The 13,641-nt window shown below is 29.2% G+C and carries 14 protein-coding genes; 11 read left to right on the top strand and 3 right to left on the bottom strand.

Annotated elements, in window-relative coordinates:
• The first annotated feature begins 3 nt into the window (after positions 1–3).
• Positions 4–798: a Cof-type HAD-IIB family hydrolase gene (locus tag BUA92_RS12120; protein ID WP_073019883.1), complete on the top strand. Its 795-nt coding sequence runs from the start codon at positions 4–6 to the stop codon at positions 796–798.
• 15 nt (positions 799–813) lie between these two features.
• On the top strand, positions 814–2,118 hold the full coding sequence (locus BUA92_RS12115; RefSeq protein ID WP_073019881.1) for a bifunctional folylpolyglutamate synthase/dihydrofolate synthase: 1,305 nt from the start codon (positions 814–816) through the stop codon (positions 2,116–2,118).
• Positions 2,119–2,120: 2 nt separating this feature from the next.
• Here BUA92_RS12115 and BUA92_RS12110 read toward each other — a convergent pair whose 3' ends face one another.
• Positions 2,121–3,230 carry an AI-2E family transporter gene (locus tag BUA92_RS12110; protein WP_242950147.1) on the bottom strand — a complete coding sequence of 370 codons (1,110 nt, stop codon included), beginning with the start codon at positions 3,228–3,230 and terminating at the stop codon, positions 2,121–2,123.
• A 171-nt stretch (positions 3,231–3,401) separates the two neighbouring features.
• Here BUA92_RS12110 and BUA92_RS12105 point away from each other — a divergent pair, with 171 nt between their 5' ends.
• The 3 genes from BUA92_RS12105 to BUA92_RS12095 all read left to right on the top strand — a co-directional run bounded on the left by BUA92_RS12105 (position 3,402) and on the right by BUA92_RS12095 (position 6,481).
• Complete coding sequence (locus BUA92_RS12105) at positions 3,402–5,246, top strand: LTA synthase family protein (RefSeq protein ID WP_073019880.1); 1,845 nt, start codon at positions 3,402–3,404, stop codon at positions 5,244–5,246.
• Between the two features lie 9 nt (positions 5,247–5,255).
• Complete coding sequence (locus BUA92_RS12100) at positions 5,256–5,498, top strand: hypothetical protein (RefSeq protein WP_073019878.1); 243 nt, start codon at positions 5,256–5,258, stop codon at positions 5,496–5,498.
• Between the two features lie 95 nt (positions 5,499–5,593).
• Positions 5,594–6,481 (top strand): YncE family protein, encoded by an 888-nt coding sequence (locus tag BUA92_RS12095; protein ID WP_073019876.1) that lies wholly within the window; start codon positions 5,594–5,596, stop codon positions 6,479–6,481.
• On the opposite strand, the gene BUA92_RS12090 is transcribed toward BUA92_RS12095, so the two are convergent.
• On the bottom strand, positions 6,470–6,994 hold the full coding sequence (locus BUA92_RS12090) for a DUF4364 family protein (protein ID WP_073019874.1): 525 nt from the start codon (positions 6,992–6,994) through the stop codon (positions 6,470–6,472). The genes BUA92_RS12095 and BUA92_RS12090 overlap by 12 nt on opposite strands.
• A 176-nt stretch (positions 6,995–7,170) precedes the next feature.
• On the opposite strand from BUA92_RS12090, the gene pdaB reads away from it, so the two are divergent.
• On the top strand, positions 7,171–7,878 hold the full coding sequence (gene pdaB / locus BUA92_RS12085) for a polysaccharide deacetylase family sporulation protein PdaB (protein ID WP_073020062.1): 708 nt from the start codon (positions 7,171–7,173) through the stop codon (positions 7,876–7,878).
• A 120-nt stretch (positions 7,879–7,998) separates the two neighbouring features.
• Complete coding sequence (locus BUA92_RS12080; protein WP_073019873.1) at positions 7,999–8,670, top strand: single-stranded DNA-binding protein; 672 nt, start codon at positions 7,999–8,001, stop codon at positions 8,668–8,670.
• Positions 8,671–8,707: 37 nt separating this feature from the next.
• Here BUA92_RS12080 and dapD read toward each other — a convergent pair whose 3' ends face one another.
• Complete coding sequence (gene dapD / locus BUA92_RS12075; RefSeq protein ID WP_073019872.1) at positions 8,708–9,418, bottom strand: 2,3,4,5-tetrahydropyridine-2,6-dicarboxylate N-acetyltransferase; 711 nt, start codon at positions 9,416–9,418, stop codon at positions 8,708–8,710.
• A gap of 138 nt (positions 9,419–9,556) precedes the next feature.
• Between dapD and BUA92_RS12070 the strand changes: the two genes are divergently transcribed.
• From BUA92_RS12070 to BUA92_RS12055, 4 genes are all read left to right on the top strand, one after another.
• The gene (locus BUA92_RS12070) at positions 9,557–10,093 is read left to right on the top strand and encodes a cob(I)yrinic acid a,c-diamide adenosyltransferase (protein WP_073019871.1); all 537 of its coding nucleotides are present in this window, start codon (positions 9,557–9,559) and stop codon (positions 10,091–10,093) included.
• Entirely contained in the window at positions 10,093–11,232 is a 1,140-nt protein-coding gene (locus BUA92_RS12065) for a pyridoxal phosphate-dependent aminotransferase (RefSeq protein ID WP_073019870.1), read from the top strand. Before BUA92_RS12070 ends, BUA92_RS12065 begins: the two co-directional genes overlap by 1 nt.
• A 521-nt stretch (positions 11,233–11,753) precedes the next feature.
• Positions 11,754–12,683 carry an ABC transporter permease gene (locus tag BUA92_RS12060; RefSeq protein WP_073019869.1) on the top strand — a complete coding sequence of 310 codons (930 nt, stop codon included), beginning with the start codon at positions 11,754–11,756 and terminating at the stop codon, positions 12,681–12,683.
• Positions 12,684–13,631 (top strand): ABC transporter permease, encoded by a 948-nt coding sequence (locus BUA92_RS12055; RefSeq protein ID WP_073019868.1) that lies wholly within the window; start codon positions 12,684–12,686, stop codon positions 13,629–13,631.
• The last annotated feature ends 10 nt before the right edge of the window (positions 13,632–13,641 follow it).

The raw sequence follows: 13,641 nt of genomic DNA, 5'->3' as shown, positions 1-13,641 counted from the left end.
AATATGATAAAACTAATTGCAAGTGATATGGATGGTACACTTTTAAACTCAAAAGGAAACTTGCCAAAAGATTTTGATAAGGTAGCAGATAAGCTTATAAATAAGGGAGTAGTTTTAGTTGCTGCTAGTGGAAGACAATATTATACTCTTAAAAACACTTTCAGTAATATAAAAGATGATATGGTATTTTTAGCTGAAAATGGAGCTTATGTTGTATATAAAAACAAGGAATTATATTCTTCCATTATTTCAAAAGAAGAGGTTATAAAAATAATTGAATCTTCAAGAGGAATACCAGGAGTTGATATTGTACTTTGCGGTAAAAACGGTGCATATATTGAAAATACTGAAGAGAGATTTTTAACTGAGGTTAAAAAATATTATCATAAATATGAAGTTGTAGAAAGTTTAATTGAAGCTCAAGATGACTTTATGAAAGTTAGTTTATTTGATAGTCTTGGAGCTGCTGAAAACTCTAATAAAGTTATGAACCCATTATGGGGTGAGAAATTTAAAGTTACTGTATCAGGTGAAGATTGGCTTGATCTAATAAATAAAGATGCTAATAAAGGTAATTCCTTAAAAGTTATTCAAAAGCTATTAAACATAGATAAAAATGAGACTATGGTTTTTGGAGATTATTTTAATGATGTTGAAATGCTTCAAGAGGCATATCACAGTTATGCAATGATGAATGCACCAGAAGGAGTAAAAAAGCATAGCAGATTTTTAGCTAAAACTAATGATGAAGATGGAGTGATGAGAGTTATAAAAGAAAAAGTATTAAAGGAAGCTTAAACTTTGGAGGGAAAAATGGATTATAAAGAATGTATGAAGTATATACATGATTTAGGTAAATTCGGAATGAATTTTGGGATGGAAAGAACAGAGCGTATATTAGAGCTTCTTGGAAATCCCCATAGACAGTTAAAACTAATCCATGTTGCAGGAACTAATGGAAAAGGTTCAACTACATCAATGATTGCTAGTGTTTTAATTGAAGCAGGATATAAAGTTGGTATGTATACTTCACCTTTTTTAGAAGAGTTTGAGGAAAGAATTCAAATTAATAGAGAAAATATATCTAAAGAAGATTTAGTTAAAGTTGTAATGGAAGTCAAAGAGATAATACCAAAGGTAATAGAAGAGGGATTTCATGCACCTACAGAGTTTGAAATCATAACCTGTGTGATGTTTAAATACTTTAGTGATAAGAAGATTGATTTTGGTGTAATTGAAGTAGGACTTGGAGGAAGATTAGATTCAACTAATGTAATTAACCCTTTAGTATCAGTAATTACTTCTATAAGTTATGACCATATGAATATTCTAGGAAATGATATAAGAGATATTGCTAAAGAAAAAGCTGGGATAATAAAAGAAAAAACTCCTTTAGTTTTATATCCTCAAGTGAATCTGGTTACAGAGGTTATAGAGGAGATTGCTAAAACAAAAAACTCCAATATAATTTACACACAAAAAGAGCAAGTAAAGGTATTGGATTTTGTTCATGGAGAACATGAAAGTTATCAAATATTTGAAAGAGTTGAAGGCAGTAAAAAGAGGATATATGAGCTTCCTCTACTTGGTGAACATCAAATATTTAATTGTAATACAGCTATAACTACAATAGAGGTATTAAGAGATAACTTTAATATAAATATTTCAGATGAGCATATCTTAAGAGGAATAAAGAAGGTAAAATGGATTGGAAGAATGGAGATTCTTAAGAGGAATCCATTTGTTATAATAGATGGAGCTCATAATATTGATGGTATAAAAGCCCTTAAGCAAAATATACACAAATATTTTGAGTATGAAAAAATGATATTAATATTAGGAATTTTGGCAGATAAACAAGTAGATGAGATGATTGAAGAAATTTGTCTAGAAGCTACTGAAGTAGTTGCTGTAACCCCTCATTCTGATAGAGCTGAACTTGCTTTAGATTTGAAAGATAAGATAGATGGGTTTGGAATAAAGACTATTGCTTTAGAAAACTATGAAGAAGCTTATAAATACGTGCATAATAAATTAGGTAAAAAAGATATTCTTGTTGTAAGTGGGTCTTTGTACATGATTGGAGATATGAGAAAGATAATAAGAAAAGAGCAGTAATTTTACTGCTCTTTCTCTTTATGAGAGGTATTGTTAATAATATGCAAGGAATAAGTTTTAATCAATGCCATGATAGGTACACTTAAAAACATTCCTAAAACTCCAAATAACCCACCGCCTATTGTAATTGCTAAAATTACTAAAAGAGGTGATAAACCAACCTTTTCGCTAAGTATTTTAGGTCCTAAATAAAAACCATCAAATTGTTGCAGTAAAAATATGAAAAGCAAAACTATAAAAGCTTTCATAGGGTCCGCTAAAAAAGTTAAAATAAAAGCCGGAATCATTCCTATAAATGGTCCAAAGTAAGGAATCATATTAGTTACACCAACTATGATCGATATAAGTAAAGCAAAAGGTGCATGTATTAAAATTAAACCAATATAACATAAAACACCTATGATAAATGAATCTATTGATTTACCTATGATAAATTCAGAAAAAACTGAGTTAGCTTCACCAAGGAATTCAAGTATTTCATCTTGTTTAGGTTCAGGGAATAAGCGACATATGATTCTTTTACTTATATTAAGCAGTTTTTCCTTATCTTTAAGTATATATATAGATATTATGAACCCAAAAATAAATTTAAAAAAAGAAGTAGTAAACTTAATTGTTGAACTAAAAAGAGAAGAAAGTAAACTGTTAATAAATACATTAATGTCATTTAAACTCTTAGTTAATGTCTCTTCTAGTCTATCTACAATTAGAGGATTTAAATAATAATCTTTATTAAATTCATTTATCTTATCTGTAAGCCAAACTTGAGTATTTTCTGCATACTCAGGAAGGTTTCTAAACAAGTCTCCTAAACTATTAAATACTGTAGGGAATATTATAACTACGCCTAAAGCTATTACACCAATTACAATTATATATGTAATTATAAGAGAAGGCACTCTCTTAATATTAAAACGTCTTTCTATCAATTTCATTAATGGATTAAAAAAATAAGCTAATCCAAGAGCCCAAAAAAAAGGTGAAAGCATAGACAATATTTTGCTACCAAAAGGAATAAGTGAGCTTTCCCAACTTAAAATCAGTTTAAGCATTAAAATCGATATCAAAATAATGGGTATTAAATTAAAGTGGAATTTTTTAAAAATCTTCAATAAGCTGTCCTCCTTGACTATCATACTTAAATATTTATCATATAAACTACATTTAGTCAAATTAATAAGTATTAAGATTAAAATAAGAATAATATAAGAAAATTTGTATTAATAATAGGGGGAAATGGTGCTATAATTAACTGAATACTAACGCTAAGAGGGACTGATGAAATGTTAAATGTAAATATAAATCAAAAGAAGAGTTTAAGTCAATTATCTAGTGAAATGATGATGGATATAAAAGAAAATAGATATTTTAAATTATCTTTCATATCTGTATTAGTAAAATCAATTATATTTATAGTATTGATTTCAGATGATAAAGCAAATGGAATTAATGTTATGAGAATTTTTTATTCCTATCCACCTATTTTAGTATATTTTAGTTTTATAGCACTATTTTTATCCTTTGGATTTTTATTTAGGGGTAAGGGGCAATATATTTGTTTTCTGTTCTTGAATATATTATTTACAGTCCTTGTAATAGGTGACTTATGGTACTTTAGAAGTAATGCATCTTTTCTGACATTACATATGATGAAGATGACAAGTAATTTAGATAATTTAGGGTCATCTATAATTTCTATGGTAAGAGCTGTAGATATTCTATTTATAATAGATATCCCAGTGATGATACTACTTAAAATTAAGGATAAAAAAAGTAAGTTTAAAAGAAATACATATAGTTTTTTAGCTTTATTTATACTATCAATTGTGTATTTAATTTATGCACATATAAAAATAGATAAATATGATAAAGGATTTACAAATCAAATGATTTTCGCAAAAAGTTGGAGTCCTAATCAGACTATGTCTAACTTAACCCCAATTGGGTATCACATATTTGATTCTTATAATTATTATAAAGAATCGAAACCTTATGTACTTAATAATGAAGAAAAAGAAAATGCAGCTAACTGGTTTCAAAACAAAAAGGAAAACCTAGAAGACAATGAATATTATGGAGTCATGAAAGGAAAAAATGTATTAGTAGTTCAATGGGAGTCTCTTGAGAATTTTGTAATAGGGCAAAAAGTAAATGGACAAGAAGTAACTCCTAACTTAAATAAACTTCTTAATAATTCTTTGTACTTTGATAATTTCTATGAACAAACTTATAATGGTACGAGTTCTGATGGAGAATTAATAACTAATACCTCTGTTTTTCCTGTAAGAGAAGGTGCAACATTTTTTAGATATCCTAGTAATGAATATAAATACTCACTACCTAATGTGTTTAAAGGATTGGGATATGAAACAATAGCTTCTCATCCTGATAAAGGTTCATATTGGAACTGGATGCCTGCACTTAAGTCCATTGGATACGAAAAAACAATAGACTCTACGGATTACAATGTTGATGAGATAATAAACCTTGGAATAAGTGATCAAAGTTATCTTAAGCAGTTTGGGGATAAACTTGGAAGTTTAAAATCACCTTTTTTAGCTTACACAGTTACTTTAACAAGTCATTCTCCTTTTACAGTTTTACCAGAAAAAGATAAGGAATTAAAGCTTCCAGACAATTTAAACAATACTAGAATAGGAGGATACCTACAAAGTATTAATTATACAGACAAATACTTTGGTAAGTTCCTAGAGGATTTAGATAAAAAGGGAATTTTAAAAGATACTGTTATTGTTGTATATGGGGACCATGAAGGAGTTCATAAATTTTATGATGATGAGGTTAAAGCTACCTCAGGATTAGAAGATTGGATGAGGGACAATAATAGAAAAGTTCCTTTAATAATATATAATAAAGATATTGAGAAAAAAACACTACATGTAAATGGTGGACAAGTAGATACACTTCCTACAGTAGCATATCTGTTTGGCGTTAACTTAGATAAGGAGTCGGATAAAACTATTGGAAGAAACCTTCTTAATACTAAAAAGGATTTTGTAGTGTTATCAACAAGAGAATTTATAGGTGATGAGAAAGAGAAGGAAGAGATGCTCAAAGTCATAGATTTAAGTGATATGCTTATAAGAGCTAATTACTATAAGGATTAGGTGAATGATATGAACAAAAAAATATATATTTTATCAATTGTACCATTAATATTTCCTATATTATCAAGAGAAGATATTATTCCTTGGGTGATTGCTTTATTTTTTGTAAATAAAAGCATACAAGCTATAAAATCAAATATTAATGTGAACAGAAAACTACTTATTAATATTACATCATCTGGAGCTCTTATTTTAGCATTTAATTTATTGGCTTCAGCAATACAAAACTATTTTTCTAAGTTATTATTATAATTATCAATTTATCCTCCTTTTTAGGAGGATTTTTTTATCCATTTTTATAATCGTTTCATATATTATATTAAAGGTTATAAGTAGGAGGTGTAAAGTTGGAAGGTATATGTGTTTGTAACATTGCATCTAATTCACTTTCCTTTATAGACATAAATGATTATAAAGTGGGAACCTGCCCGATTACTTTAGGAGAATGCCCTTCAGGTCCTCATGGAATATGTCTATGGAGTGAATTTATAGTAACGGCTAATAGCTACAGTAATTCCATTTCTTTTGTTTCGATAAGAGATAAGAAAGAACAAAAGAATATTTATGTAGGTGCTCATCCTAGTGATGTAAAAGTGTATTTAAACAAAATATATGTTGTATGCGGAGAAAGTAATAGCCTAGCTATTTATGACTTAAATGAAGAGAAAATAATAAAAGAAATAGCTTTAGATTTATATCCTCACAGTATAGATATAAATAAGTGTGGCATGGCTGCTATAGTAAACATGCAATCTAATAAAATAAGTATAGTAGATTGTAATAAGGATATAAAGATAAAAGACATCTCAGTTGGCGAATTTCCAACAAAGTGTAGAATTACGGATGATTCAAAAGGTATAGTTGTCTGTGAAAGTTGTTTAGGTATGCATGTTCCAGGAAGTATAACTAAGTACGATATAGAAAATGAGAGTATAAGATACAAATATAAAGTGGGATATGGACCAGTAGATTTTTTTACAAGTGAAGATAAGATATATGTTTCTAATTTTGAAGAAGGAAGCGTTAGTATAGTGGATTTAAAGCTTGAAAAATTAGAGAAGATTAGCTTAGGAGGAATGCCAAGAGGTATACTTTTAAATGGAGATAAATTATATATAGCAGATAATTTCAAAAATAAACTAATAGTTGTTGATTGTATTACAAAGAAATTAGAAAAAACCATAACTTTAGGAAATGAACCTAATGCTATGGTTTATTATAATCTATTGTATTAATGAATTAATTATTTTAGTATAAATTTCAGAAGAATTTTCTTTCCATTTAGAGCATAAGTCAATGGCCTGTTTTTTTGAACCTACGCTTAGTTTTAGATCAATTAATAAGGAGTTATTTTCTAATGCTTTTAGAGTTACTATAAAGGAGTTATTATCATCAGGTGTGTAATCACTATGAATGGTTAGCTCCTTTTTTATTGACTCCCTTTTTTCAACTATATAACTATCTAAAATTGCTATTTTTGATTTAGAAATCCTGTCTCCAAAAAAGGTTAAAACATTGTCCCCTTTATCAGTTAATTGGATAAAATGTTTTTCATTTATATATTGATATTCTATAAAACCAGACGTGTCTAAATCATCAATATATTGCTGGAGAGTAAAATAATTTATAAAGCTTGTTTCTAAAACTAAATCTGTTAATTGAGTTTTAGTTACTGGATATTTAATGTTTTTTACTATATATAATAGGATAAGCTTGTTTTCAGCTAATTCCAAAGAATTTTCCTGCATATTAGTCCCTCCGATATATTGTGATTTTATTCAATTATAACACAAAATATTGGGAGAAGTAAGTAATGATTGGTTAAGAAATGTAATATAATTTATAAAATCCATAAATAGGTGGTGAGTATTTGAAAAGATTAATTATAAAAAGTTCATTGTTAGTCACTATACTTTTATCCTTGATGTTAATTAGTATATTAATTGCTAGAGACAGTAACTCAGCTTCAGCAAATATAAATAGTATGCCTATTTATAGGGTTGATAGGGAGGAGAAATGGGTTGCACTAACTTTTGATGTAAACTGGGCTGAAAGAGATTACCTAGAAGAGATATTAAGTGTATTAAAGAAAAATGATGTTAAAGCTACGTTTTTTGTTATGGGGAAGTGGGTTATATATCCTGAGGATAAGTCGGATAAACTTCTTGCAATTAAAGAAGGAGGACACGAAATAGAAAATCACAGTTATGAGCATCCTGATTTTCAAAAGATAACTAAAGAGAGAATGAAGTCGGAAATAAACAAGACAGAAGAGATATTTAAGAAGTATGGTATAGAAAATAAGAAGATGTTTAGATGTCCTTCAGGATCTTATAATGAGGAAACATTGAAGGTTGCTGATGAAATGGGCTACAAAGTAGTTCAATGGGATGTTGATTCACTCGATTGGAAAGAAACAGGACAAGAATATGAATATAGTAGAGTAATTAACAATGTAAAAAATGGCTCAATAGTTCTATTTCATAATAATGGTAAATATACACAGGCAAATTTAGATAAAATAATAAAAAATCTAAAAAATCAGGGATATGAATTTAAGAAAATTGAAGAAATTTTGTTTGAGAAAGATTATTTCATTAATGGAGAAGGTATACAAAAAAATAATTTATAAAATTTAACAATTGTTTATTGAAAAATTGAAAACTATTGTATTATAATTGATATATATAATTTCTTCCTATTATTGGCTATTGATGAAATATATTAAAAACTAATGGAGAGAGGGGTAAAGATGGACAATTTAATGTTAAATAATAAGATTTGTTTAGAAGGCAGGGTTGCTTCAAATCTAGATTTTTCTCATGAAATGTATGGGGAGGGTTTTTACAGCTTTGACCTAGAAGTTCAAAGACTTTCTGATTCAGTGGATATTTTAAGTATAACAGTTTCTGAAAGATTATTAACAGACCTAGAGTTAAACCTAGGAGCAGATATAGTGGTTGAGGGACAACTAAGAAGTTATAATAAATTTGTAGATGGATCTAATAGATTAATATTAACGGTATTTGCAAGAAATATAGTTCCTTGTGAAGAAAAAAGCAAAAACCCTAACGAAATATTTTTAGATGGTTATGTATGTAAGGAACCAGTTTATAGGACAACACCTTTTGGTAGAGAAATTGCGGATGTGTTGTTAGCTGTTAATAGAGCATATAATAAATCAGACTATATACCAACTATAGCCTGGGGAAGAAATTCGAGATTCTGCCAAAGCTTAGAGGTAGGAGATAACATAAGAATATGGGGAAGGCTTCAAAGCAGAGAATATCAGAAAAAGATATCTGAAAATGAAATCGTGAGAAAAGTTGCATATGAGGTTTCTATATCAAAAATGGAGAAAGTTGATAAAGAAGAATCCTATGACTCACAAGAAGAAAATAAAGATGCATCTTTTGGTGCGTAAAAAAAGGCTAGATTTTCTAGCCTTTCTTTTATGTAGATTATTTTCTAAGATCATCAAGTAACTGAGTCTTATTTTTTGTTTTATCATCAACATATTTTATTATTTTTGCTGGAGTACCTGCTACAACAACACCAGAAGGAACATCATCAACAACTACTGAACCAGCAGCTACAACTGAACCTTTACCGATTTTAATTCCTTCAAGAATTACAGCATTAGCCCCTATTAATACATCATCCTCAATTACACATGGCTCTTTTGAAGGTGGTTCTAAAACTCCAGCAACAACTGCGCCAGCGCCTAGATGTACTCTTTTACCAAGTTGTCCTCTAGCACCAACAACTGCATTCATGTCTACCATAGTACCTTCGCCTATTTCAGCTCCGATATTAATTACGGCACCCATCATAATTACAGCATTTTTAGCTATTGTAACCTTATCTCTTATTATTGCACCTGGCTCAATTCTAGCATCTACATCTAAAAGATTTAACATAGGAATAGCAGAATTTCTTCTATCATTTTCAACTCTAAAATGTTTAATCTTATGTTTGTTGTCTAAAATAAGCTTGGTTATCTCATCACTTTCTCCAAAAAGTATAAAGAATTCACCAGTGCCATACCATTCAATGCTTCCCATATCGCAACCATTAAGGTCTCCATTAACATAAACCTTAACAGGAGTAGACTTCTTAGATTCCTTTATGAATCTAGCTATTTCGTATGGATCTGTAAAATTATAGCTCATTTTATCACCCTTTCAAAAATATTACCATGTTTTGCATGGTATAATAAATAATTATAAACAAAAAAAGCCATACTTTAAAGGGGTAAAGTGGATTTAATTTGATTTTATTAAAATATTAAAGAATAAAGGAGAAATAATATGAAATTAGATAAAGGAATGATACAAGTATATACAGGTGATGGAAAAGGAAAAACCACTGCAGCTATAGGGCAAGGTATTAGAGCTTATGGTAACGGGCTAAGGGTAGTTATGATTCAATTTCTTAAAAGCAATGAAACTGGAGAGTTAAATGTATTAAAAAATCTTGGAGACAATTTCAAACTTGTAAGATTAGAAAAAAAGAGAGGTTTTGTATGGACTCTTAAAACTGATGAGATAGAAGAGTTGAAAAAAGAGGTAATTGAGGAGTATAATTATGCAAAAGAAGTATTAGCTAATGATTCATGTGATGTATTAATCCTGGATGAAGTTATGGGAGTACTTAAAAATAATTTTTTAAGTGAAGATGATGTTTTAGAACTTATTAAATCAAAACAAAAGCATGTTGAAATAATATTAACGGGAAGAAATGTTCCAGAAAAAATTGCAGGGTATGCAGATTTAATAACAGAGATGAAAGAAGTTAAACATTATTTTTCAAAAGGGGTAAATGCAAGAAGGGGGATAGAATATTAATGAATAGAAATGTAAGTAAAATAGAGATATCAGGTATAAGAAAGTTTTTTAATTTAGTAAATGAAGTACCAGATGCAATATCTTTAACTTTGGGACAACCTGATTTTAAAACTCCAGAAAGTATAAAAAATGGAGTTATACAAGCCATAAAGGAAGATAAAACAGAATACACATCTAATGCAGGAATATTACCTTTAAGAGAAGAAATAACAAGGTATCTAGAGACTTTAGGAATAAATTATAATAGCGATGAAGTATGTATAACTATTGGAGGAAGTGAAGGGCTATATTCAGTTCTATCTGCTGTTGTAGATAAGGGGGATAAGGTATTAGTTCCATCAATAGGCTATCCTGCTTATGAAAGTATAGTAACAGTAATATACGGTGAGGTTATAAATTATAACCTTAACAAGGACTTTACTCTAGATTTTTCTGATATTGAAGATAAAATAATAAAACATGATATAAAACTCATGGTACTTTCATATCCATCTAATCCTACTGGAGCATTATTATCTAAAGAAGATAGAGATAGATTAGCTGATATAATAAGAAAATACAACATAGTGGTTGTTACAGATGAGATATATGGATCATTAAGTTATGATGAATATTATTCTATAGCACAGATAGACGATATTAAAGAAAATATCATTTATGTAAGTGGATTCTCAAAGATGTTTTCAATGACAGGATTAAGGCTTGGGTATATATGTACAACTAATAATTTTATGAAAGAGATTATGAAGGTTCATCAGTACAATGTATCTTGTGCACCCTCCATAATTCAATGGGGAGTTTTTAATGGTTTTAGAGAAGCGTTAAAAAATTTAGAAATTATGAAAAAAACATTTGTTGATAGAAGAGATTTTGTGTATAATAGATTTGTTGACATGAATATAGATGTTATTCTTCCAAAGGGAGCTTTTTACATATTTCCATCTATTGAAAGCTTAAACATATCTTCACAAGAGTTTTGTAGAAGGTTACTTTTTGAAAGAAAGGTTGCGTGTGTTCCTGGAAATGCTTTCGGCAAAGGTGGCGATAAATATTTTAGGATTAGCTATTGCTATTCAAAAGAAGATTTATCTAAAGCTTTGGATATAATAGAAGATTTTATTTTGGAATTAAAATCTTAAAGCTTTGCTTTAAGATTTTTTTTGTTTAAGATGTGAAAGCGGATACTTAGTTTAGAGAATCACAAAGGCAATTGCAGAATTATGATAATTAAATAATGATTATTATGGGTATTTTATATAGAATTATGAGGAATACTAGATATATAATTATAAAAAGTTGTTAATAAATCATGTTTTGTCATTAAAAGTTTAATATTTTCATATAAATATTAAAACTTAGCAATTTTATATTGATTATTATTAAATTATCATCAAATGGGGTGAAATTACCCCTTGGAAAATGTGAAAGTAAAAATAAGATAAAGTGTTTGGAAAGCATGCATATATAATTAATGCAACGATTACAAGTGCCTTTGAAATACATATTAAATAGTTAAAAAACCATTTATTAATTTGATAATATATTAATATTTATAAATTAATATTAATATATTATATTGACATTTTGGTTTTGTGTAATATAATTATAATTAATAAATTTTGTATGTATTTGGCGAAAGATTAAAGGAGGAGAAGAGTCCATGTTAAAATATGTGCTCAAAAGGCTAGTTTCTAGTATTGTAACAATATTCATAGTTGCTACGGCAGTTTTCTTTTTAATGAGATTTATGCCTGGTGGTCCATTTGATGGAGAGAAAATGACAGCTGAAACAAAGAAAAATCTTGAGGTTAAGTATGGTTTGGACAAGCCACTTGGTGAACAATATAAAACCTACATAGGAAATCTAGTTAAGGGTGATTTAGGTGTTTCATTAAACACTTACAAAGGAAGAACTGTTAACTGGTTAATCGGATATTCATTCCCAGCTTCAGCAAAAGTTGGTGCAATTGCAATTCTTGTATCTTTAGTATTAGGTATTCTTTTAGGAATTGTTGCTGCTTTATATCAAGATAAGTGGCCTGATTCATTATCGATGTTCGTGGCAACGTTGGGAGTTACCATACCTAGCTTTGTTGTGGCTGCTGTACTGATATACTTCTTTGCAGTTAAATGGAGATTGCTTCCAGCTACTGGTTTTTCAAGTTGGAAAAACTATATCATGCCTGTAATTGCTTTATCAGGTTCATCAACAGCATTTATTACTAGATTATCAAGAAACAGACTTATAGATGTTATGAAATCAGATTATATAAGAACAGCAAAAGCAAAAGGTTTAAGTCAAACTACTGTTATTTTTAAACATGCTTTAAAAAATTCTTTAATACCAGTAGTTACATATTTAGGTCCATTGATAGCTTCAATTTTAACAGGATCATTTGTTGTAGAAAAAATGTTTGCTATTCCGGGATTAGGAAGAGAGTTCGTGCAATCAGTTACTAATAGAGACTATACAGTTTTATTAGGAGCTACGGTATTCTATTGCGTTTTTCTTGTTGTTGCGAACTTATTAGTAGATTTGATTTACGTTGTAATTGATCCAAGAATTAAACTAGATAACACAGAAGCTTAGATGGAGGTAGAACAAGTGGAATTTTCAAAAGACATGTTTCAACCATTAAATGGTGATGAAAAACAATTAAAACAAATACCTAGACCAACAGTTACTTATTGGCAAGATGCATGGAGAAGATTAAAAAACAATAAAGTTGCACTTATATCTCTATTAGTGGTTATATTTATAACTTTGATGGCTATTATTGTACCTATGGTTTCTCAATATACTTACGATAAGAACAACTTACAAACAACTAATTTAAGCCCTTCTGCAGAACACTGGTTTGGTACAGATGCATTAGGAAGAGACTTATTTGTAAGAACTATGTATGGTGCAAGATATTCTCTTATTATAGGATTAGTTGCGGCTGTAATTAACCTATTTATAGGAGTAATTTATGGAGGAATATCTGGATACGTTGGCGGTAGAGTAGATAATATAATGATGAGAATAGTAGATATATTATATGCTATACCTACTACTATATATGTAATTTTACTTATGACTGTAATGTCAAAGCCAGGGCAAGCGGGAAGTGGACTTGGAAGTATAATCCTTGCTATATCAATAACTTATTGGCTTAATATGGCTAGAATAGTAAGAGGTGAAATTCTTCAACTTAAGAGTCAAGAGTTCGTTCTTGCAGCAAAAACTCTTGGTGCATCAGGAAAAAGAATTATATTTAGACATCTAGTTCCAAATGCGATGGGGTCAATAATGGTTACACTTACATTATTAATACCTCAAGCTATATTTACTGAAGCATTCTTAAGCTTTATAGGTTTAGGGGTTGCAGCGCCAAGAGCATCTTTAGGAACATTAGCAAATGATGGTCAAACAGCAATATACACTTATCCGTATCAGTTGTTTTTCCCATCCTTGATTATATGCTTAATAATCTTAGCGTTTAATCTTTTTGGTGATGGACTAAGTGATGCATTGGATCCTAAGAAGAGAAAGTAGGAGGAATTAG

The sequence above is a fragment of the Clostridium intestinale DSM 6191 genome (assembly GCF_900130055.1).
In the GTDB taxonomy this organism is placed as follows: domain Bacteria; phylum Bacillota; class Clostridia; order Clostridiales; family Clostridiaceae; genus Clostridium_T; species Clostridium_T intestinale.
This window is presented reverse-complemented; position numbering and strand designations above follow the sequence as displayed.

Excerpts from the sequence above, each read along its gene's own strand:
- BUA92_RS12120 (WP_073019883.1), top strand. The coding sequence starts at position 4 with ATGATAAAACTAATTGCAAGTGATATGGATGGTACACTTTTAAACTCA.
- BUA92_RS12115 (WP_073019881.1), top strand. The coding sequence starts at position 814 with ATGGATTATAAAGAATGTATGAAGTATATACATGATTTAGGTAAATTC.
- BUA92_RS12105 (WP_073019880.1), top strand. The coding sequence starts at position 3,402 with ATGTTAAATGTAAATATAAATCAAAAGAAGAGTTTAAGTCAATTATCT.
- BUA92_RS12100 (WP_073019878.1), top strand. The coding sequence starts at position 5,256 with ATGAACAAAAAAATATATATTTTATCAATTGTACCATTAATATTTCCT.
- BUA92_RS12090 (WP_073019874.1), bottom strand. The coding sequence starts at position 6,994 with ATGCAGGAAAATTCTTTGGAATTAGCTGAAAACAAGCTTATCCTATTA.
- pdaB (WP_073020062.1), top strand. The coding sequence starts at position 7,171 with ATGTTAATTAGTATATTAATTGCTAGAGACAGTAACTCAGCTTCAGCA.
- BUA92_RS12080 (WP_073019873.1), top strand. The coding sequence starts at position 7,999 with ATGGACAATTTAATGTTAAATAATAAGATTTGTTTAGAAGGCAGGGTT.
- dapD (WP_073019872.1), bottom strand. The coding sequence starts at position 9,418 with ATGAGCTATAATTTTACAGATCCATACGAAATAGCTAGATTCATAAAG.
- BUA92_RS12070 (WP_073019871.1), top strand. The coding sequence starts at position 9,557 with ATGAAATTAGATAAAGGAATGATACAAGTATATACAGGTGATGGAAAA.
- BUA92_RS12065 (WP_073019870.1), top strand. The coding sequence starts at position 10,093 with ATGAATAGAAATGTAAGTAAAATAGAGATATCAGGTATAAGAAAGTTT.
- BUA92_RS12060 (WP_073019869.1), top strand. The coding sequence starts at position 11,754 with ATGTTAAAATATGTGCTCAAAAGGCTAGTTTCTAGTATTGTAACAATA.
- BUA92_RS12055 (WP_073019868.1), top strand. The coding sequence starts at position 12,684 with ATGGAGGTAGAACAAGTGGAATTTTCAAAAGACATGTTTCAACCATTA.